Source organism: Streptomyces sp. NPDC107562, assembly GCF_055657325.1.
In genome coordinates this window covers 64,036-83,126 of the sequence record NZ_JBVKBE010000022.1, presented here as the reverse complement: position 1 = coordinate 83,126, position 19,091 = coordinate 64,036, and the positions used below count along the sequence as shown (strand labels likewise).

Here is a 19,091-nt window from a genome sequence, read left to right as displayed (position 1 = left end):
ACCCGGTGACTGACTCGACCATCATCTATACGCACACTGACGAGGCCCCCGCCCTGGCGACGTATTCCTTCCTGCCGGTGGTCCGGGCGTACGCCTCGCAGGCGGGTGTCCCCGTGGAGACGCGGGACATCTCGCTGGCCGGCCGCATCATCGCCGTGTTCCCGGAGTACCTCACCGAGGACCAGCGCATCCCGGACGCCCTGGCCGAGCTGGGCGAGCTGGCCAAGACGCCCGCGGCCAACATCATCAAGCTGCCGAACATCTCGGCGTCCATCCCGCAGCTGAAGGCCGCGGTCGCCGAGCTCCAGGGCCAGGGCTACGCGCTGCCGGACTACCCGGACGACCCGAAGACCGACGAGGAGCGCGAGATCCGCGCCCGCTACGACAAGGTCAAGGGCTCCGCGGTCAACCCGGTCCTGCGTGAGGGCAACTCCGACCGTCGCGCCCCCGCCTCGGTCAAGAACTACGCCAAGACCCACCCGCACCGCATGGGCGCCTGGACCGGCGAGTCCAAGACGAACGTGGCGACCATGGGCGTGGACGACTTCCGCTCCACCGAGAAGTCCGTCGTCATCCCCGAGGACGGCACCCTGCGGATCGAGCTCAAGGGCGACGACGGCTCCACCACCGTCCTGCGCGAGTCCGTGCCGGTCCTCGCCGGCGAGGTCGTCGACGCCTCCGTGATGCGCGTCGGCGCGCTGCGCGAGTTCCTGACCGCGCAGGTCGCCCGGGCGAAGGCGGAGGGCGTGCTGTTCTCCGTGCACCTGAAGGCCACGATGATGAAGGTCTCCGACCCGATCATCTTCGGTCACGTGGTGCGCGCCTTCTTCCCGAAGACCTTCGCCCGGTACGGGGACAAGCTCGCCGCGGCCGGCCTCACCCCGAACGACGGTCTCGGTGGCATCTACAAGGGCCTGGAGGCCCTGGCCGAGGGCGCCGAGATCAAGGCGTCCTTCGACGCCGAGCTCGCCGAGGGCCCGGCGCTGGCGATGGTCGACTCCGACAAGGGCATCACCAACCTGCACGTGCCGTCCGACGTCATCGTCGACGCGTCCATGCCGGCCATGATCCGCACCTCCGGCCACATGTGGGGCCCGGACGGCCAGGAGGCCGACACCCTCGCGGTGCTCCCGGACTCCTCGTACTCCGGCGTCTACCAGGCCGTGCTCGACGACTGCCGCGCCCACGGCGCCTACGACCCGTCGACGATGGGCTCCGTCCCGAACGTCGGCCTCATGGCGCAGAAGGCCGAGGAGTACGGCAGCCACGACAAGACCTTCGAGATCCCCACCACCGGCACGGTCCGCCTGGTCGACGCGGCCGGCAACGCCGTGATCGAGCAGACCGTCTCGGCCGGTGACATCTTCCGCGCCTGCCAGACCAAGGACGCGCCGATCAAGGACTGGGTGAAGCTCGCCGTCACCCGTGCCCGCGCCACCGGCGACCCGGCGGTGTTCTGGCTGGACGCCACCCGCGCCCACGACGCCAACCTCATCGAGAAGGTCGACGCGTACCTGGCCGAGCACGACACCGAGGGCCTGGACATCCGCGTCCTGGCCCCCGTCGAGGCCACCAAGCTGTCGGTGGAGCGCATCCGCCGCGGCGAGAACACCATCTCGGTCACCGGCAACGTGCTGCGCGACTACCTCACCGACCTGTTCCCGATCCTGGAGCTGGGCACCAGCGCCAAGATGCTGTCGGTCGTCCCGCTGATGGCGGGAGGCGGCCTGTTCGAGACGGGCGCCGGCGGCTCCGCGCCGAAGCACGTCCAGCAGCTGGTCAAGGAGAACTACCTGCGTTGGGACTCGCTGGGCGAGTTCTTCGCGCTGGTCCCGTCCCTGGAGCAGTACGCGAAGGTCACCGGCAACGCCCGCGCCCAGGTCCTGGCGGACACCCTGGACCGGGCCACGGCGACCTTCCTCGACGAGGACAAGTCCCCGACCCGTCGCGTCGGCGGCATCGACAACCGCGGCAGCCACTTCTACCTGTCCCTGTACTGGGCGCAGGAGCTGGCGAAGCAGACCGACGACGCCGAGCTCGCGAAGGCCTTCGCGCCGCTCGCCGAGACGCTCACCGCGAACGAGCAGAAGATCGTGGACGAGCTGATCGCCGCGCAGGGCAAGCCCGCCGAGATCGGCGGCTACTACCAGCCCGACCCGGCCAAGGCCGCGACGGTCATGCGGCCGTCCGCCACCTGGAACGAGGTGCTCGGCTCCCTGAGCTGACGCCCCGGCCCCCAGGGCCACCCGTCCGCGTCCTCGCCCCGACCGGTGCACCGTCCGGCCGGGGCGAGGACGTGTCCGGGGCACTGTGGCACCGTGGTCGTGCCCTGTGCCGCCGACCGTCCCGGAGCCGCCCGTGACCAGCCCTTCGCCGTCGTCCCACGAGCTGCTGCCCGGGGCCGGCGACTCACCCGTGATCCTGCATGTGCCGCACTCCGCACGCGCGATACCCCGGGAGGTACGGAAGGGGATCGTGCTGGACGACCGGGCGCTGGAGCGGGAGCTGGACCACATCACGGACGCGCACACCGAGCGCCTCGCTCTGGAGGCGGCCGGCTCCGCCCGGGTCAGGCCCTGGTGCTTCGTCAATCGGCTGTCCCGGCTGGTCGTGGACCCGGAACGCTTTCCGGACGAGCGCGAGGAGATGCTCTCGGTCGGGATGGGCGCCGTGTACACGAGGACCACGCACCTGGGCGCGCTGCGGGACGCGGGCTTCGACGCCGAGCCGCTCGTCGAGCGGTTCTTCCGTCCCTACGCGCGGGCGATGACCGAGGCCGTCGCCGGGCGGCTGGCCGCGACCGGGCGAGCCGTGATCATCGACGTGCACTCCTATCCGAGCGTCCGGCTGCCCTACGAGCTCCACGGGGAGGGGCCGCGGCCCGCCGTCTGTCTGGGTACCGATTCCTTCCACACCCCGCCGGCGCTGCTCGCGACGGCCCGGGAGGCGTTCACCGGGGCCGGGGAGGTCGGCCTCGACTCCCCCTTCAGCGGGACGTACGTGCCCCTCGGATACCACGGGAGCGAGCCGCGGGTGTCCGCCCTGATGGTCGAGATCCGCCGCGACACCTACATGACCGAGCCCGGCGGCCCGGCGGGGCCGGGGCTGCCCCGGCTCGCCGCGGCGCTGGCACGCCTGGTGGACGGCCTGTCCCCCTGACCACCCGATGGGGTGCCCCGGCGCGACAGCCGGGCATCCGGCGGTGACGGTGGGGGCATGAGGGAGCAGACGACCACGGCGGCCGGGCGGCCGATGCCCCCGGTCCGTGCCTGGCCGACGCCCGACCTGGACGGCCTGCGGTTCGACCCGGTGCTGGAGGACCTCATGGCCGAGGGCCCCCTGACCCGTGTCCGGCTGCCGTACGGCGAGGGATGGGCCTGGCTGGCGACCCGCCACGAGGACGTGAAGGCGATCACCAACGACCCGCGCTTCAGCCGCGCCGAGCTGACCCGGCGCGAGGTCACCCGGATGGCCCCGCACTTCGCGCCCCGGCCCGGTTCCCTGGCCTTCGCCGACCAGCCCGACCACCACCGGCTGCGCAAGGCGGTCGCGAACGCCTTCACCGTCGCCGCGACGCGGCGACTGCGGCCGCGGGCTCAGCAACTCCTCGACGAACTGGTGGACGACGTCGTACGCGAGGGGCCCCCGGCCGATCTGGTCGGGCGGGTACTGGAACCGTTCCCGATCGCCGTGATCAGCGAGGTGATGGGGGTGCCCGCCGAGGATCGGGAGCGGGTGCACGCCTGGACCCGGCAGATCACCTCCACCTCGGGCGGCGCCGAGGCCGCGGAGCGGGCCAAGCAGGGGCTGTACGGGTGGATCGCCGAGGCCGTCCGGGCCCGCGGCGACAGCGACGGGCAGGACGTGTACTCCCTGATCGCCGCCGCCGTGGCTCGCGGGCAGATCCAGGAGGCCGAGGCGGTCGGGCTCGCCGGACCGCTCCAGATCGGCGGCGAGGCCGTCACCCACAACTGCGGCCAGATCCTGTACGTGCTGTTGACCCGCCCCGACCTCATGCGGCGGATGCGGGAGCGCCCCGAGGCCCGTGGTCCGCTCCTGGACGAGTTGCTGCGCTACGTCCCGCACCGCAGCTCCGTGGGCCTGGCCCGGGTCGCCCTGGAGGACGTCGCACTGCACGGCACGCTCATCCGGGCGGGCGAAGCGGTCCACGTCTCCTATCTGGCCGCCAACCGCGACCCGGACGTCTTCCCCGGCCCGCACCGCGTCGACGCCGCCCGCGACCCCAACCCCCATCTGTCCTTCGGCAACGGACCGCACCACTGCACCGGCGCCGCCCTCGCCCGTACGCAGACCGAACTGCTCGTCGCCACCCTGCTCCAGCGGCTGCCCGGGCTGCGGCTCGCCGTCCCCGCCCACCACGTCTCGTGGCGGCGCGGGACCATGATCCGGGGCCCACTGGACCTGGCCTGCACCTGGTGAGGAGCAGGGCGGACAGAGGGCCCGGATCCGGCCCTAGGCGCGCAGCCACTCCGTGACGACGACGTCCCCGCCCGCCCGCAACCGCAGCGCGAACGGACCGGAAGGCGGCACGTCGCCGGCGAAGCGGCCCATCGCGTCGGCGGTCAGGGTGTCCGGCGCGGCCGGCTGCGGGCCGCCCAGTACCTCGATCCTGGCCGGCTGCGGCGGCAGCAGCTGCCCCATCAGGCCGTGGGAGGTCACCTCGACGTCGACGGTCAGGTCACCGCTGCGGAAGGTCAGCATCCGCGGCGCGTCCGTCACCCCCCGCACAGGAATGGCGTCGACCAGCGAGTCGAAGGTCAGCTCGGCCAGCCGGGCGTCCATGTCGTGCAGCGCGAAGGCTTCCACGGCGATCCGGCGCAGCTCGGCCGGCACCGGGTCCAGGACGGCCGCGGCTCCCCTGAGCTCCTCCTCCAGCGAGCCGCAGTCGAACTCGTCGTCGTGCAGGTCGCCTTCGATCTCGTCGAAGTCGTTCTCGTCGCTGGTGTTCACGATGCTCCCCGTGCGTCGAGTCGGGCCCGCAGCCGGCGCAGACAGCGCTGGCGCAGCGGCCCGATGCTGCCCACCGCGATTCCCAGGGCGGCGGACACCTCCTGGTAGCTGGGCGGCGGCGAGGCCATCAGGACGCGCAGCAACTGCCGGCAGCGCTCCCCCAGTTCCTCGAACTCCTGCCACAGCCGCCGGACGCGCTCGCTCTGGGCGGCCGCCTCCTCCGAGTCGATCACCGTCTGCTCGGGTGTGCGGTCCTCGCTGACCCGGTCCAGCAGCTGCGGATCGTCGGTCGGTGTCATCCGGCGCAGGCTCTTGAGCACTTTCAGGCTCTCGTGGCGCGCGGTGCTCGCGAGCCAGGCCCCCGCCTTCTGCGGTTCCCGGATGCGGCCCAGGTGCTGGGCGAAGCGGAACCAGACGGTCTGGTAGACCTCGTGGGCGTCGGCGTCGGAGAGCCGGTGGGCGCGCACCACCGACCACACCAGCGGGCTCAGCCCCTCCACCAGCGCTTTCCATGCCGCCGCGTCGCCGTCGACGGCGGACTGGACGAGCGCGCCGACATCTGCACGGTCCACGGCCCCACCCCTCGTGTACGGCATGTCATCGTACGCCGTGGCGGGGACCGTCAGCGCACTCACGCTCCGGGGCCGGCGGTCCCGACCGGCCCGGGGCGCCAGGTCGGCGGGAGCAGGGCCGGCACGACGGCGCCGCGCACCTCCGCGAACTCGGTGTTGGCGGCGAGCAGTTGCTGCCGGGCGGCACGCGGGTCGGTCTCCTTGTGCGACACCATGTGCGAGGCGACGAGGCCGGCCACCACGGGGGTGGCGAAGGAGGTTCCGCTCCAGTTCGCGAGCCCCTCGAACATCACCCGGTCCGGATCGCCCGGGTCGCTCTGCGCGTCGCTGAGCACCCCGGTGTGCCGGGGGGACTGGCAGGTGCAGGCGTAGCCGAAGCCGTAGCGGCAGGACTCGTAGGTGGAGTGCTGATAGATGTACGGGACGGGCTTGGTGAAGCCGGTCAGGGCGCTCGTGAGGCGCTCGCCCGGGGCGTAGACCTTCACCCAGCCGCCGTGGTTGCTGAAGCAGGCGCCGAACTCGCCGTCGCTGCGCAGCGCGCCGACCGACAGCACGGAACTCGCGTACTCCGGCAGGTCGGCGTAGGCGGCGGGCCAGAACGGGGTGGCGCTGCCGTTGTTGCCGGCGGCGGCGACGAGCAGGGTGCGCCGGGTGCGCAGTTCCTCCATGAACGCCTGGACGCCGAGCAGTCCGTCGGTGCGGCCGTTGGAGGTGCCGGCGGAGAGGCTGATGATGTCGGGCCAGCCGTCGTCGACGGCCTCGAAGAGCTTGTCCCCGAACTCGGACTCCAGGATGGCGCCCGCGTCGTTCAGGCTGTTGCGCACGGTGAGTTCGGTGTTCGGCGCGACGGCGGCGACGAGGCCGCCGATGAACGTGCCGTGCCCGACGTACTGCTGGAGCACGCCGTCGTCGTCGCACTCCTGGATCTGGTGGTCGCCCTGGGCGCGGGCCAGCAGGGGGTAGGAGCGGTGGTCCCGCATCAGCCCGGTGTCGATCACCAGGACGCCGACGGCGGTGTCCGGGTCGTAGAGGCCCTCTGCGGGCGCGGGGTTGGGCTGCTCGGTGGGCTGGGCGGGCACGGGCTCGTCGCCGGGGCAGGCGTTCACCGCGATGTGCACCACGTGGTTGCGGCTGATCAGCCTGCGTCCCGCGCGCCCCTCCGCGGTGCGCAGCGCGCGCAGGGCGCTCGCGACCTCGCGGTCCGCGCCGCCCTCGCCCTGTCCGGGGTCGCCGACCTGGATACGGGTGATGCCGGAGCGGTTGGTCTCGGGGCCCGCCCGGCGCACGCTCTCCCCGACGAGGCCGGCGGTCTCGGTGAAGTGGGCGCGCACGACGTCCTCGACCACACGGGCCTCCTCGCCGTCCCGGGCGAGCACGACCCCCTTCTCGTACATGAACTCGGCGGAGTCGTCCGGGCCCATCGCCAGGGGGACGTCCGGCATCGAGCGCTGGATCTGGTCGAACTGCTCGCGGAATCGCTGTGGTGCCATGGCGTGTCCTCCCACTGGGGCGTTGCGTCGACAACTAGAGCGGACGGGCCGCTGATTGATACAGAGACAAACCTGTGTGGCATGGTTCCGGGGCCACTACCATCCGAGGGGTGACAGCGGGAAGCGACACGGTTCTCGAACTGCTGCCGATGGTGTTCGCCGCTCCGAACGACGCGCTGGCGGGTGCGGAACGGGTGCTCGGTACCGATCCGTCGCCGTTGCACGCCTCCGTCGCCCATCAGGTGATCGGTATCTGGCAGCGGGACTTCGGCGATCTGCGGATCGCCCTGGACCATCTGCGCCGGGCCCGCGATCTGGCGGCGCGCGCGGAGTCGGCCGAGCGGGAGGCGGACGTCCTCGGCACGCTCGGTGTGGCGCTGGTGCACGCGGGCCGCACCCGGCAGGGGCTCGCCGCCTTCGAGCGGGGCGTGCTGCGCGGTTCGGGGCACACGCGCGCGCGGGTGCTGTACCGGCGGGCCTACGTGTGGTGGGTGCTGGGCCATCACCGGGAGGCGCTGGAGGACGTACGCCGGGCGATTCCCGTGCTGCGGCAGGCGCAGGACGTGATCTGGACGGCGCGGGCGCTGACGCTGCGGGCGACCGTGCATCTGGCGCTCGGCTCGGTGGAGCGCGCCGACGCCGACTTCACTGCCGCCGAGCGGCTGTGGGACACCACGGGCCAGGAGCACGACAAGGCCGACGCGGTGGAGAGCCGGGGGCTGGCCGCGTTCCGGTCCGGTGACATCCCGGCGGCGCTGCGGCTGCTGGACGAGGCGCAGGAGCGGTACGCCAAGCTCGGCACGCCGTCCTTCATGCTCGACATCCGGCGCTGCGAGGTGCTGATGGCGGCCGGGCTGGCCAAGGAGGCGCTGACCGAGGCGGACGCGGCAATAGGGGTGCTGGACGGCATCGGCGGCCAGTCGACCCGCAAGGCGGAACTTCTGCTGGTCGCCGCCCGCGCGGCCCGGCTGGCCGGTGATCCGCACACGGCGATCGCGCGCGCGGCGCTGGCCGTGCGGCTGTTCGCGGCGCAGCGGCGCACCTGGTGGGAGACGCACGCCCGGCTGGTGCTGATCGAGGCTCGGGTGGCCGCCGGGCGCCGTTCGGGCCGGCTGGTCGCGGACGCCGCGGCGGTGGCCGACCGGCTGGCCGCGTTCGGGGCGCCGGCCGCGCCGGAGGCCTCGCTGCTCGCGGGCCGGATCGCGCTGGGCCTGGGCTGGCGCACGGACGCGGAACGGCATCTCGCGGTCGCCGCGCGCAGCAGGCACACGGGGCCGTCGCACGCGCGGATGACCGGCTGGGCGGCGCAGGCCCTGCGCGCGCGGGCCGCCGGTTCGAGCCGCGGGGTACTGGAGGCCTGCCGCCGGGGGCTCGACGTGCTGGACGACCACCGGATGACGCTCGGCGCCTCAGAGTTGCGGGCGCGCGCCACCGAGCAGGGAGCGGAGCTGGCCGCGCTCGCGCAGCAGGCCAGCCTCGCCGCCGGGGGCCCGCGACGGCTGCTGATGTGGAGCGAGCGGTGGCGGGCGACGGTGCTGTCCGCGCCGCCCACCCGGCCGCCCGCCGACCCCGCGCTGGTGCGCTCGCTGACCGCGTTCCGGGAGATCGCCGCGCGCGCCGAGGCAGCCCGCATGGAGGGCCGGCCGGTGCCGGCGCTGGAGCGTGAGCAGCGGCGCCTGGAGCGGGAGGTCCGCTCGCGCACCCTGCACATGCGGGGCGACTCGCCCGGCGACGGGGACCGGTTCGACGTGGGCCGCCTGCTGGCGCGGCTGGGCGGCACACGGCTGGTGGAACTCGCCGTGCTCGACGGGCGCGTGCAGGTGCTGCTGTGCGGTCAGGGGCGGGTGCGGCGGTTCGAGGCGGGCTTGCTCACGGAGGCCGAGGCCGAGGCCGAGTACGTACAGGCCGGGCTGCGGCGGCTGGCCCACCCCGGCGCCGAGGGGCGGCTGCCGGTGGTGGAGGCGGCGGGACGGCGGCTGGAGGAACTGCTGCTCGGGCCGGCCGCCGCGCACCTGGGGCCCGGGCCGGTCGTGGTCGTGCCGCCCGCCCGGCTGCACCGGGTGCCGTGGGCGCTGCTGCCGTCGCTGCGGGAGCGGGTGGTCAGCGTGTCGCCGTCGGCCGGCAGCTGGCTGCGGGCCCGGGAGACCGAACCACCGCCGGGCGGGCGGCACGTGCTGGTCCGGGGGCCGGGGCTGGCGACGGGGGGCGCGGAGGTGCCCGAGGTCGCCGACCGGTACGGCAGGCCGACCGTGCTGGAGCACGACGAGGCGCGCGTCCCGCGGGTGCTGGAGGAGCTCGACGGGGCGGCGCTCGCGCATATCGCCGCGCACGGCACCTTCCGCGCGGACAGCCCGCTGTTCTCCGCGCTGCGGATGGCGGACGGGCCGCTCATCGTGCACGACTTCGAACGCCTGGACCGCAGTCCGTACCGCATCATCCTCTCCAGCTGCGACACCGCACGCCTCGCGTCGGTCGGCGCGGACGAACTGCTGGGCCTGGTCACCGCGTTGCTCCCGCTGGGCACGGCGGGCGTCGTCGCGAGCAGCGCGCCCGTCAACGACGCCGCCGTCGTCCCCCTGATGCTCGCCCTGCACAAGGGCCTCGCCACCGGCCTCTCCCTGGCCGAGGCCCTTCGCGACGCCCGCGCCGCGCTGCCGGACGACGCCGTCCACCAGGCGACGGGGTGGGCGTTCACGGCGTTCGGCGCGGCCTGACGGGTCCGCGCGACCACGACGTGCTGATCCGGACGGCGGCCCTACGCCGGCTGCGCGTCGGGCATCTCCACCAGGCAGGGGAGGGCGGCCCGGTCACCGGTGCCGAGGCGGACGTAGGCGCTGTAGAGGTGGTTGCCGACCGTGCGGACGGAGAGGGTGAGCTGTTCGGCGATCTCGCGGTTGCTGAGGCCGGCCGCGGCGAGGGTGACGATCTGGCGTTGCCGGGCGGTGAGTTCGCCGAGGGCGAGGCCGGACAGGGCAGGGGTGCGCGCTCCCTGGCAGCGCCGGGACAGGGCCACGGCGCGGGTGCGTGAGGTGCGGGCGGCGCGCGGGTCGCGGTGCGCGCGTACCGCCTGGGCGTGCGCCTCGGCGGCGAACAGCAGGAACCCGCGCTCCTCCAGGCGTACGGCAGCCCGGTCCAGCGCCGGCCCGTCGCCCCGGGCGAGTGCGTCGGCGTGGTCGGCGAAGACTCCCCGCAGCCGGCCGGCGACGCGCTCCGGCGCTCCGAGGCGTACGGCGTCGTAGGCGCTGTCCGCCTCGGCCGCGGCCAGCGCCCGGTCGAGGTCGCCGCGCGCCGCCGCCGTCCACACGGCCACGGCTCCGCTCAGCTCGGTCGCCGCCGCGGCGGGCACCTCGCCCGACTGGGCGGTGGCGAGGGCGAGTTCGGCGCGGCAGGAGACGTCGTCCGCGGCGCCGCGCAGCCCTTCCCGGGCCCACGCCCCGGCTTCCCGCAGCCGGCCGCGCAACCGTGCCAGCCGCGCCCGCAGCGCGGCGTACCCGGGCGGCACCGGAAGGCCCTCGGCCACCAGCCACTCCCCCACGGCCGTGGCGGGTCGCCGTACGTCGGACTGCACGACGTCGCGCATCAGCGCGGCCTGTTCCGCGGCGAGGGCGGCCTCGCAGCGGTCCGGGGCGCCCGCCAGCCGCCGGGTGCGCAGCCTGCCCGCGACGGCGCGCAGGGCGGGACCGAGCAGCGGGTGGGCCGGCCGGACGGCGCCCTCGTCGTCGATGCGGACCAGGCCGTCGTGTTCGAGCCGTTCGAGGATGCCGAGGTCGAGGCCGTGCATGGGCAGCGCGAGGGGTTCGGCGAAGGCGAGGCGGTCGAGGGTCTCGCGCTCGTCGGGTGCCGTGCGGTCCAGGGCGGGGGCGATCCTGCCGAGGACGGCCGCGGTGACCGGCACCGGCCCGCGCCATTCCCGTTCGTCCGTGCCCTCGACGCGGCCGAGGTGGCCCCCGTCGCGCAGCGCGCCGACCAGGTCGCGCAGGAGCCGCAGGTCGCCCTGGCACAGGTGGCGCAGGCGGTTCGCGGTCAGCGGCTCCAGCGGGGCGCCCGCGCTCGCGGTGATCAGGTGCACGCTCTCCTCGGCGGGCAGCGGTTCCAGGGGGAGCCGGGGCAGCAGTTCGCCGGTCCACAGCCGGGAGACCGCGGCGGGCAGGGGCGCGCCGTCGTCGGCGACGACCAGCAGGCGGGTGCGGCCGTGCAGGGCGAGCTGGTGGAGCAGGGCGGCGGAGGCGTCGTCGAGCAGGTGCGCGTCGTCGACCAGCAACAGCCGGGTTCCGGAGAGCAGTTGCACCGCCCGGTGCAGTGTGGCCCCCTCGGGCAGCAGGGGGGCGAACGCGGCGAAGGGGATGTCCCGGGTCTCGGGCGTCCCGGCGGCCCTGGCACAGTCGGCGCCCCGGACCGCCTCGGTGGCCAGGCGGGTCTTGCCGCACCCGGCGGGGCCGGTCACGACGATGCCGGGCCGGCCGGCGGTCAGTGAGCGGCGCACGAGTTCCAGCTCGTCCTCCCGCCCGGTGAACGGCCAGGGCAACTCCAGGGTCCTCGCGTCCTGTTCGTAAGTCGTCACATGAGCATGAGTGCCCCTACTCAGTCCTGATACAGGGCGACTTGAGTAGTCCCCGACTCAGGCGCCCCGGGCCGGTCCGGCGGCAGTCTGTGCGCATGCCCGGACGCTACTGCTCCCTCGCGCAGGCGTCGGCCCCCGTCTTCGCACCGGGGCTGACCGCCGAGCGGCTGGGTGCGCTCGCCGGCGGGCACCGGATGTGGGTCAACGGCACGGTGCTGCACTACTACTTCTTCACCGGCGACGCCGACGGCTCCGTGATCCCCGTGCCGGGGACCGGGGAGACGCGGCGGGTGTCGTGGGGCGGCGCCAAGGAGCAGCAGGACGTCGTCCGTGAGTGCCTCGCGGAGTGGCAGGGCCTCGGCATCGGACTGACGTTCACGGAGGTCGAGGACCGGACGGAGGCCGAACTGCGGATCGGTTTCCAGCCGGGCGACGGCTCGTGGTCGACGGTGGGCAGGGACGCGCTCCGGGCCGGGCGGAACGACCGCACGATGAACTTCGGCTGGGACCTGACCGAGCCCGGGGAGCGCGGGACGGCGCTGCACGAGATCGGGCACGCGCTCGGGATGCTGCACGAGCACCAGAGCCCGTTCGCCGGCATCCACTGGGACGACGAGGCCGTCTACGACGAGCTGGCGGGCCCGCCCAACCACTGGAACCGCGACCGGACCTTCTTCAACATCTTGCGCAAGCTCGACCCGGACGAGGTCAACGGCTCCGTCTGGGACCCGCATTCGATCATGGAGTACGCGTTCTCGTCGGGACTGATCCTGGAACCCGAGCAGTTCCGCGCGGGGCTGCACCCGCCCGGCACGCTCTCCGGCCTCGACAAGGAGTTCGTCCTGCGCTGGTACCCGCCGTCCGGCTCCGCGCGGCCGCCCGCGCTGGTGCCGTTCCGTTCGGCGCCGCTCGGTCTGCGGCCCGGCGAGCAGGCCGACTTCGTCGTCGAGCCGCCGCAGACCCGCACGTACACCGTGGGCACCTTCGGCGACAGCGACACCGTCGTCGTGGTCTTCGAGGAGCGGGACGGCGAACCCCGCTACCTGGGGGGCCAGGACGACGGAGGCACCCCCGGCAACGCCACTGTCCGGACCCGGCTCGTCAAGGGCCGCCGCTACTTCGTCCGTGTGCGCCTGTACTCCTCGTGGGGTCCGGGCGAGACGGCGGTCATGTGCTGGTGACCGCACCGCCCCACGCACACGGACGCCTGGACCACAGTCCGGCACCGGGGGAGCGGTCGGGGTCCGTCACCTTCGGGGGAGGGTGACGGGCTCCGACCACGCCATCACGTGGGCGGACGTACGCGTGCCCGGTCGGACGGCGCCGGCCGGGCCTCGGCACACGCGGGACGGGTACCCGTCAGGGGACACAGTCCCGTACCGAGGAGATCCCATGCGTTCGCCCCGGCAGACCGCCGGTCTGTACACCCGCGGAGACACCGCCCTGCTGCTCTCCGGGGGCTACGCCACGCTCGTCGTCGGCGTCGCCGCCTGGCTGGGCGCGCTGGTCGCGGCGGGTGAGCCCGGCTTCGGCGGGATCTGGCTGATCGCCCTGACCCTGCCCGTCTCGATCCCCCTGCTGGCGATACCCGCCTCACCGGAGGGCTTCGTCCTGCTGCTGACCGCCGGGGGCCTGGCCCAGGCCTGGGTCCTGTGGCGGCTGCTGCGCGGCAGGCGCACCGCGTGAACACACGAAGGGCCTTCGCCGGCTCCCACCGGCGAAGGCCCTGTTCGCACCGTCGGGACGACAGGATTTGAACCTGCGACCCCTTGACCCCCAGTCAAGTGCGCTACCAAGCTGCGCCACGTCCCGGTGCGTCGGCACCCGGAGAACCGGGTGAACACGCAGGTAAACCCTACCCCATGCGACACGGGAGCTCGTTCACCCGCCGGACGCCGGGGCTTCGCGCCAACACGCGCCCGCGGCCTGCGGCCGAGCGCCCCGATCAGGCCCTGTAGAGGGCCGAGAGCAGTTCGATCACCGCCGGGGCGGCCGGATGCGGGTCGTCGCGCCACCAGGCCAGCCGTACGGCGACGGGTTCGGCGTCCCGGACCGGGCGGTACACGACGCCGGGGCGCCGGTACTGGTGCGCGGTGGACTCGGCGGTGACGCCGACGCACCGGCCGGTGGCGATCACGGTGAGCCAGTCGTCGACGTCGTGGGTGTCCTCCGTCTCCGGCCGGGCGTCCGGGGGCCACAACTCGGGCGTGGTGGTGCCGGTACGGCGGTCGATCAGGAGCCTGCGCCCGGCCAGCTCGGCCAGCCGCACGGTGCGGCGGCGGGCCAGCGGGTCGTCGGCGGCCAGCGCGCACAGCCGGCGCTCCAGCCCGACGATGGCGGAGTCGAAGCGCCGTTCGTCCAGCGCCCACCGCACCACCGCGAGGTCGCAGCTGCCCTCCAGCAGACCGGCCGTGGGCGAGTTGGCCCGCACCAGGTGCAGCTCGGTCTCGGGGCGTGCGGCGTCCCAGCGGCGCTGGAAGGGCAGCGTGTGCCGGCCGAGGGCGGCCCAGGCGTAGCCGATCCGGAGCCGGACGTGCCCGGAGGTGGCCTCGCCGACCAGGTCGTCGACCTCCGCCAGCACCCGGCGGGCGTGCGCCAGTACGCGCAGCCCGGTGGCCGTGGGCGCCACCTCGCGGGAGGTCCGCCGCAACAGCCGTACGCCGAGGGCGCGTTCGAGGGACGCCAGGGTGCGGGAGACCGCGGCCTGGGAGACGCCGAGGGCGTGGGCCGCGTCCGTGAAGGTGCCCGCGTCGACGATCGCGACGAGACAGCGCAGCTGGCGGAGTTCCACATCCATGCGTCCAGCGTATAGACGGAGCGGTTCATTCATTTTGCGCATGCGTTCCTCGGGCGCACGATCGGAGCATGGAAACCGCTCCCGCACGCGCGCTGCCGACGCGTCCCGGCACAGCCCGGCCGGCCCCGGGACGACTGGCCGGGGCGGTCACGATGGTCGGCAGCGGACTGTCCAACCAGGTGGGCGCGGCCCTCGGCGCGCTCGCCTTCCCGGTCGTCGGACCCGTCGGTGTCGTCGCGGTACGCCAGTACGTGGCCGCCGCCGTGCTGCTGACCGTGGGCAGACCGCGCCTGCGGGAGTTCACCTGGAGCCAGTGGTGGCCGGTGCTGCTGCTCGCGGTGGTCTTCGGCACGATGAACCTCAGCCTCTACACCGCCGTCGAGCGGGTCGGCCTGGGGCTGGCGGTGACCCTGGAGTTCCTGGGACCGCTGGTGATCGCCCTGGTCGCGGCGCGGCGCCGGCTGGACGCGTGCTGTGCGGTGATCGCGGCGGCGGGCGTGGTGGTCCTGATGCGCCCTCAGCCGTCGGCGGACTACGCCGGGATGGGCTTCGGCCTGCTGGCGGCCGGCTGCTGGGCGGCGTACATCCTGCTCAACCGCACGGTCGGCAGGCGGCTGCCCGGGGCGCAGGGCTCCGCGGCGGCGGCCGGGGTGTCCGCGCTGCTGTTCCTGCCGGTGGGCGTGGTGGTGGCGCTGCGCACTCCGCCGACCGTGACGGCACTGGCGTGCGCGGTGGCGGCGGGGGTGCTCGCGTCCGCCGTGCCCTACCTGGCCGACATGTTCACCCTGCGCCGGGTGCCGGCCCAGACGTTCGGCCTGTTCATGAGCGTCAACCCGGTGCTCGCGGCGGTGGTCGGCCAGGTCGTCCTCGATCAGGGCCTGGGTCTCGCCGAGTGGTCGGCCATCGGCGCGGTCGTGGCGGCCAACGCGCTCAGCATGCTCGTGCGCGGGTGACGCGCCCCGTCCGCCCGCGCCGCCGTGCGCTCCCGCGACGAACTGTCCGCCCACGGGCGCCCCTACCGCACACCCTGTCTGCTCCGGAGCGACGTCCGCGCTGGTTAGGGTCGCCCCATGGATCACAGCTTCGCTCGTCACCTCGCCGACGCCGAGCTCGAACCGGAGCCGCTCGACCCGGCACAGATCGTGTCCGGGACGCCCGAGGTGACCGGGAAGGTCGTCTGGGAATCGCGCGACGGGCGCCGGATCCGCGGCGTCTGGCAGATCACGCCAGGGGTGGTCACCGACACCGAGGCCGACGAGATGTTCGTGGTGATCAGCGGGTCGGCGACGATCGAGGTCGCCGGTGGGCCCACCCTGCGCGTCGGCCCCGGCGACATGGCGGTGCTGCGCGAGGGCGACCGGACGACGTGGACGGTGCACGAGACGCTGCGCAAGGCGTACGCGATCGATCTGTGAGGCGGCCGCGGGCCCGGGCCGCTCCCCGCGCCCGGTGGACGTTGACAGCGGGGAGAGGGGCCACTGATCGTGGCCCGGACAGGAACCGAACTGGTCCAAGGAGGGGCGCTGTCATGGTGAGCACGCTCGGTGTCGCCGTCGTCGGTTTCGGCTGGATGGGCCGGGTGCACACCCAGGCGTACGCCCGCCTGCCGCACCACTATCCGCACCTCGCCCTGCGGCCGGAACTGGTGACCGTCGCCGAGGAGGTGCCCGGCCGGGCCGAGCAGGCCGCCCGGCAGTTCGGGTTCGCCTCGGCCACCCGCGACTGGCGCGAGGTCGCCGCCGACCCCCGGGTCCAGGCGGTCAGCATCACCGCGCCGAACTTCCTGCACCGCGAGATCGGCGTCGCGATGGCGCAGGCCGGCAAGCACATCTGGATCGAGAAGCCGGTCGGCCTCACGGCCGAGGACGCCCGTGCGGTCGCCGACGCGGTGACCGCGGCCGGAGTGCAGGGCGCGGTCGGCTTCAACTACCGCAACGCGCCCGCCGTGGAGACCGCCCGCGAGCTGATCACCACCGGTGAACTGGGCACCGTCACCCACGCCCGGATCCGGCTGTTCAGCGACTACGCGGCACATCCGGAATCCGCCCTGACCTGGCGTTACGAGCGGGAGCGCGGCGGCAGCGGAGTACTCGGCGACCTGGCCTCGCACGGGGCCGACCTGGCCCGCTTCCTGCTCGGCGACATCACGTCGCTCACCGCCGACACGGCCGTCTTCATCCCCGAGCGGGCCCGTCCCACCGGCGCCACCGCCGGCCACTCCCGTGCCACCGGCGGCGCACTCGGGCCGGTCGAGAACGAGGACTACGTGAACTGCCTGCTCCGCTTCGCCTCGGGGGCCCGGGGCGTCCTGGAGGCGTGCCGGGTCTCGGTCGGCGAGCAGAACAACTACGGCTTCGAGGTGCACGGCACCAAGGGCGCGGTGTTCTGGGACTTCCGGCGCATGAACGAGCTGGCGGTCAGCCGGGGCACCGCCTACCAGGACCAGCCGGTGAGCACCGTGTACGTCGGCCCGGGCCAGGGCGAGTTCGCCGCCTTCCAGCCGGGCGCCGCCAACGCCATGGGCTACGACGACCTGAAGGTCGTCGAGGCGTACCGCTTCCTGCGCTCCGTCGCCGAGGGCACCCCCTACGGGGCCACGCCGGCGGACGCCGTGCGCAGTGCCGTGGTGCTCGACGCGATGGTCCGGTCCGCGCAGAGCGGCGCCTGGGTGGCCGTCGACGCGGCCGGCTGACCGGAGCGGTCAGCGCACCCTGCGGCCGGCCCGCGCGGTCCACACCCTGGCCGGGATCAGGACCAGCCACCACAGCATGGCCTGCGGTCCGACCAGCGCGGCCAGCGGGACGGTGACCACGAAGACGACGACCGTCACGACGGGATCGAGCAGGTCGCGCCCGCTGCCCACGTCGGTGGCGGCGCCGTCGCGCAGCCAGGGGCGCCTGGCCACCAGGACGGACATCGCGAGGTGGGTGGCGCCGAGCGCGGCGACCGCCGCTCCGTAGATCGCGGCCGAGGCCGGTTCCCCGCCGTAGTCGGCGAGCAGCCGGGTGGGGAAGGGCAGCAGGGCCGCGATGCCCAGGCCGAGCAGGGACAGCGAGACGAGCCCGCTGTCCACCTGCCGGACCGGGCCGAAGATCCTGCGGTGGTCGCGCCAGAAGCCGCCGAGCACCGCCACGCTGAGCGCGTAGGCCCCGAAGTCGGGGATCAGCTCGTACAACGCGTCCTGGTACTGCGCGGAGTCGAGGCCCCGGGGCACGGACAGGTCCAGGACCAGCAGGGTGATGGCGATGGCGAACACGCCGTCGGCGAGCGCCACCACCCGCTCGGGTCCGCCGGCCGGGATCGATTTCCCCATGCGCAGGACGTTAGGGAGCCGCGGCCCGGCGCGCGGGGATACACGCCCGGTCCGCGCCGGGCGGCCCGCCGACGTCACACGGCCGCCACCCCGGGCGGCATGTTGAAGGGCGTGACCACCTGTATCGCGGACGGCAGTGTGGGTCCGGCGGGCGGGAGCGCGCCGTGTGCGCGCATCACCAGATGGCAGGCCTCGCGCAGGTCCTGGCGCAGGTCGTGGTGGAGCACGGCCGACAGGTGGTGGTCGCGCAGCAGCCGGGTGTTGTCGTGGTCGAGGTCGTGCGCGACGAACACCGCGCACGGGCGGCCCAGGTCGGCGAAGGCGCGCACGGTGGCGATGTTGCCGCCGCCGATCGAGTAGACCGCGCGGATCTCCGGGTCGCGTACGAGGGCGGCACGGACGAGGTCGTACTGCGTGGCGTCCAGTCCCTGGCCCTCGGCGATCTCGACCAGGGCGCGTTCGGGGTGACGTGCGCGCATCGCGCTCCTGAAGCCCATCTCCCGCTCCTCCTCGTTGCGGAAGAACCCGCTGCTGAGGCTGGTGAGCACGTTGCCGGGCCCGTCGCCGAGCCACTGGCCCATGAGGTACGCCGCGGTGGCGCCCGCCGCGCGGTTGTCGATGCCGACGTAACCGAGGCGGGCGCTGGCGGGCAGGTCCGTGACCAGGGTGACCACCGGGATGCCGGCCGCGACGAGCCGGCCCACGGCGGCGGTGACCTCGGGGACGTCGGGGGCCTTGAGGACCACGCCCTGGGATCCGCGCCGGGCGATCCGGTCGAGGGTGCGCACCTGCTCCGCCACGGGGCCGGTCTCGCGGAAGTGGAAGCGCGAGCGCACGACGGCCGGGTGCAGGGACGGCAGCTCCGCCTCCAGGGCGGAGCGCACCGCGGTGGTGAACCGCTCGGGCGCCTGCATCACGATGTCGATCATGAAGGTGCGCCCGACGAGCCGGACCTGGGTGCGCTGCCGGTCCAGGTCGGCTATGGCGCTGCGCACGTCCCGGGCGGTGCTGTCGCGCACGCCGCCCCGCCCGTTGAGGACCCGGTCGACGGTGGCCTCGCTCAAGCCGGCCTGACGTGCGATCTCCCGGATCGGGAAGGGGTGGCCCACGGACGGCTCCTTGAGGGGTTTTTGATGGGTCGCTGTTGGTTGTTCGAGGGGTTTGTACTGACAAGAATGACAGCACTGTGCCATCCCGTCACCGAGGGGACGCCGATGTCCTTCACCTCCATGCACCGCGGTGCCCGGCCGACCGAGCGGGACTGCGACCTCACCGACGGCCCCGGGGTCGTGATCCTGCGGGGCGCCTCGGCCGGTCCGGCGTGGTCACCGGTTCGGTGATCGACGGGGACCGGAACGTCCCTTGCGGACTCGACTGACCCGCCTTC

17 protein-coding genes and 1 tRNA gene are annotated in these 19,091 nt (G+C 74.0%); 10 read left to right on the top strand and 8 right to left on the bottom strand.

What is annotated here, in order from left to right; all coding sequences use genetic code 11:
• The first annotated feature begins 5 nt into the window (after positions 1-5).
• The 3 genes from ACZ7LV_RS37010 to ACZ7LV_RS37000 all read left to right on the top strand — a co-directional run bounded on the left by ACZ7LV_RS37010 (position 6) and on the right by ACZ7LV_RS37000 (position 4,440).
• The gene (locus tag ACZ7LV_RS37010) at positions 6-2,225 is read left to right on the top strand and encodes an NADP-dependent isocitrate dehydrogenase (protein ID WP_471945752.1); all 2,220 of its coding nucleotides are present in this window, start codon (positions 6-8) and stop codon (positions 2,223-2,225) included.
• 133 nt (positions 2,226-2,358) lie between these two features.
• Positions 2,359-3,159 (top strand): N-formylglutamate amidohydrolase, encoded by an 801-nt coding sequence (locus tag ACZ7LV_RS37005; RefSeq protein ID WP_471945751.1) that lies wholly within the window; start codon positions 2,359-2,361, stop codon positions 3,157-3,159.
• Between the two features lie 57 nt (positions 3,160-3,216).
• The gene (locus tag ACZ7LV_RS37000; protein WP_471945750.1) at positions 3,217-4,440 is read left to right on the top strand and encodes a cytochrome P450; all 1,224 of its coding nucleotides are present in this window, start codon (positions 3,217-3,219) and stop codon (positions 4,438-4,440) included.
• A gap of 33 nt (positions 4,441-4,473) precedes the next feature.
• Here ACZ7LV_RS37000 and ACZ7LV_RS36995 read toward each other — a convergent pair whose 3' ends face one another.
• The 3 genes from ACZ7LV_RS36995 to ACZ7LV_RS36985 are packed head-to-tail and all read right to left on the bottom strand — an operon-like array spanning position 4,474 to position 7,033.
• Positions 4,474-4,971, bottom strand: coding sequence for a hypothetical protein (locus ACZ7LV_RS36995; protein WP_471945749.1), 498 nt, complete (start codon positions 4,969-4,971; stop codon positions 4,474-4,476).
• Positions 4,968-5,543: an RNA polymerase sigma factor gene (locus tag ACZ7LV_RS36990; protein WP_471945748.1), complete on the bottom strand. Its 576-nt coding sequence runs from the start codon at positions 5,541-5,543 to the stop codon at positions 4,968-4,970. Before ACZ7LV_RS36990 ends, ACZ7LV_RS36995 begins: the two co-directional genes overlap by 4 nt.
• 59 nt (positions 5,544-5,602) lie before the next feature.
• A complete protein-coding gene (locus ACZ7LV_RS36985) occupies positions 5,603-7,033 on the bottom strand; it encodes a S8/S53 family peptidase (RefSeq protein ID WP_471945747.1) in 1,431 nt (476 codons plus the stop codon).
• Between the two features lie 110 nt (positions 7,034-7,143).
• On the opposite strand from ACZ7LV_RS36985, the gene ACZ7LV_RS36980 reads away from it, so the two are divergent.
• A complete protein-coding gene (locus ACZ7LV_RS36980) occupies positions 7,144-9,747 on the top strand; it encodes a CHAT domain-containing protein (RefSeq protein ID WP_471945746.1) in 2,604 nt (867 codons plus the stop codon).
• 41 nt (positions 9,748-9,788) lie between these two features.
• Here the strand turns inward: ACZ7LV_RS36980 and ACZ7LV_RS36975 are convergent, their stop codons facing one another.
• Positions 9,789-11,594: a LuxR family transcriptional regulator AbsR2 gene (locus ACZ7LV_RS36975; protein WP_471945745.1), complete on the bottom strand. Its 1,806-nt coding sequence runs from the start codon at positions 11,592-11,594 to the stop codon at positions 9,789-9,791.
• Between the two features lie 95 nt (positions 11,595-11,689).
• Here ACZ7LV_RS36975 and absR1 point away from each other — a divergent pair, with 95 nt between their 5' ends.
• Both absR1 and ACZ7LV_RS36965 read left to right on the top strand, forming a co-directional pair.
• Entirely contained in the window at positions 11,690-12,775 is a 1,086-nt protein-coding gene (gene absR1, locus ACZ7LV_RS36970; protein ID WP_471945744.1) for a beta-glucuronidase AbsR1, read from the top strand.
• A 211-nt stretch (positions 12,776-12,986) separates the two neighbouring features.
• Entirely contained in the window at positions 12,987-13,280 is a 294-nt protein-coding gene (locus ACZ7LV_RS36965; RefSeq protein WP_471945743.1) for an SCO4225 family membrane protein, read from the top strand.
• A 52-nt stretch (positions 13,281-13,332) separates the two neighbouring features.
• On the opposite strand, the gene ACZ7LV_RS36960 is transcribed toward ACZ7LV_RS36965, so the two are convergent.
• Together ACZ7LV_RS36960 and ACZ7LV_RS36955 are read right to left on the bottom strand one after the other, a co-directional pair.
• Positions 13,333-13,406, bottom strand: a tRNA-Pro gene (locus ACZ7LV_RS36960).
• A 133-nt stretch (positions 13,407-13,539) separates the two neighbouring features.
• Positions 13,540-14,391, bottom strand: a complete 852-nt coding sequence (locus tag ACZ7LV_RS36955) for a LysR family transcriptional regulator (RefSeq protein ID WP_471945742.1) — start codon at positions 14,389-14,391, stop codon at positions 13,540-13,542.
• A gap of 68 nt (positions 14,392-14,459) precedes the next feature.
• Here ACZ7LV_RS36955 and ACZ7LV_RS36950 point away from each other — a divergent pair, with 68 nt between their 5' ends.
• From ACZ7LV_RS36950 to ACZ7LV_RS36940, 3 genes are all read left to right on the top strand, one after another.
• Positions 14,460-15,344 carry an EamA family transporter gene (locus ACZ7LV_RS36950; RefSeq protein WP_471945741.1) on the top strand — a complete coding sequence of 295 codons (885 nt, stop codon included), beginning with the start codon at positions 14,460-14,462 and terminating at the stop codon, positions 15,342-15,344.
• 117 nt (positions 15,345-15,461) lie between these two features.
• A complete protein-coding gene (locus ACZ7LV_RS36945; protein WP_471945740.1) occupies positions 15,462-15,806 on the top strand; it encodes a cupin domain-containing protein in 345 nt (114 codons plus the stop codon).
• 113 nt (positions 15,807-15,919) lie between these two features.
• Positions 15,920-17,083, top strand: a complete 1,164-nt coding sequence (locus ACZ7LV_RS36940; RefSeq protein WP_471945739.1) for a Gfo/Idh/MocA family protein — start codon at positions 15,920-15,922, stop codon at positions 17,081-17,083.
• Positions 17,084-17,092: 9 nt separating this feature from the next.
• On the opposite strand, the gene ACZ7LV_RS36935 is transcribed toward ACZ7LV_RS36940, so the two are convergent.
• Together ACZ7LV_RS36935 and ACZ7LV_RS36930 are read right to left on the bottom strand one after the other, a co-directional pair.
• Positions 17,093-17,704, bottom strand: a complete 612-nt coding sequence (locus ACZ7LV_RS36935; RefSeq protein ID WP_471945738.1) for a TMEM175 family protein — start codon at positions 17,702-17,704, stop codon at positions 17,093-17,095.
• 74 nt (positions 17,705-17,778) lie between these two features.
• Positions 17,779-18,813: a LacI family DNA-binding transcriptional regulator gene (locus tag ACZ7LV_RS36930; protein ID WP_471945737.1), complete on the bottom strand. Its 1,035-nt coding sequence runs from the start codon at positions 18,811-18,813 to the stop codon at positions 17,779-17,781.
• A gap of 66 nt (positions 18,814-18,879) precedes the next feature.
• Here ACZ7LV_RS36930 and ACZ7LV_RS36925 point away from each other — a divergent pair, with 66 nt between their 5' ends.
• The gene (locus tag ACZ7LV_RS36925) at positions 18,880-19,044 is read left to right on the top strand and encodes a hypothetical protein (RefSeq protein WP_471945736.1); all 165 of its coding nucleotides are present in this window, start codon (positions 18,880-18,882) and stop codon (positions 19,042-19,044) included.
• Positions 19,045-19,091 lie beyond the last annotated feature (47 nt).

Coding starts and splice junctions, on each gene's coding strand:
- ACZ7LV_RS37000 (WP_471945750.1), top strand. CDS start 3,217: ATGAGGGAGCAGACGACCACGGCGGCCGGGCGGCCGATGCCCCCGGTC.
- ACZ7LV_RS36985 (WP_471945747.1), bottom strand. CDS start 7,033: ATGGCACCACAGCGATTCCGCGAGCAGTTCGACCAGATCCAGCGCTCG.
- absR1 (WP_471945744.1), top strand. CDS start 11,690: ATGCCCGGACGCTACTGCTCCCTCGCGCAGGCGTCGGCCCCCGTCTTC.
- ACZ7LV_RS36965 (WP_471945743.1), top strand. CDS start 12,987: ATGCGTTCGCCCCGGCAGACCGCCGGTCTGTACACCCGCGGAGACACC.
- ACZ7LV_RS36955 (WP_471945742.1), bottom strand. CDS start 14,391: ATGGATGTGGAACTCCGCCAGCTGCGCTGTCTCGTCGCGATCGTCGAC.
- ACZ7LV_RS36950 (WP_471945741.1), top strand. CDS start 14,460: ATGGAAACCGCTCCCGCACGCGCGCTGCCGACGCGTCCCGGCACAGCC.
- ACZ7LV_RS36945 (WP_471945740.1), top strand. CDS start 15,462: ATGGATCACAGCTTCGCTCGTCACCTCGCCGACGCCGAGCTCGAACCG.
- ACZ7LV_RS36940 (WP_471945739.1), top strand. CDS start 15,920: ATGGTGAGCACGCTCGGTGTCGCCGTCGTCGGTTTCGGCTGGATGGGC.
- ACZ7LV_RS36935 (WP_471945738.1), bottom strand. CDS start 17,704: ATGGGGAAATCGATCCCGGCCGGCGGACCCGAGCGGGTGGTGGCGCTC.
- ACZ7LV_RS36925 (WP_471945736.1), top strand. CDS start 18,880: ATGACAGCACTGTGCCATCCCGTCACCGAGGGGACGCCGATGTCCTTC.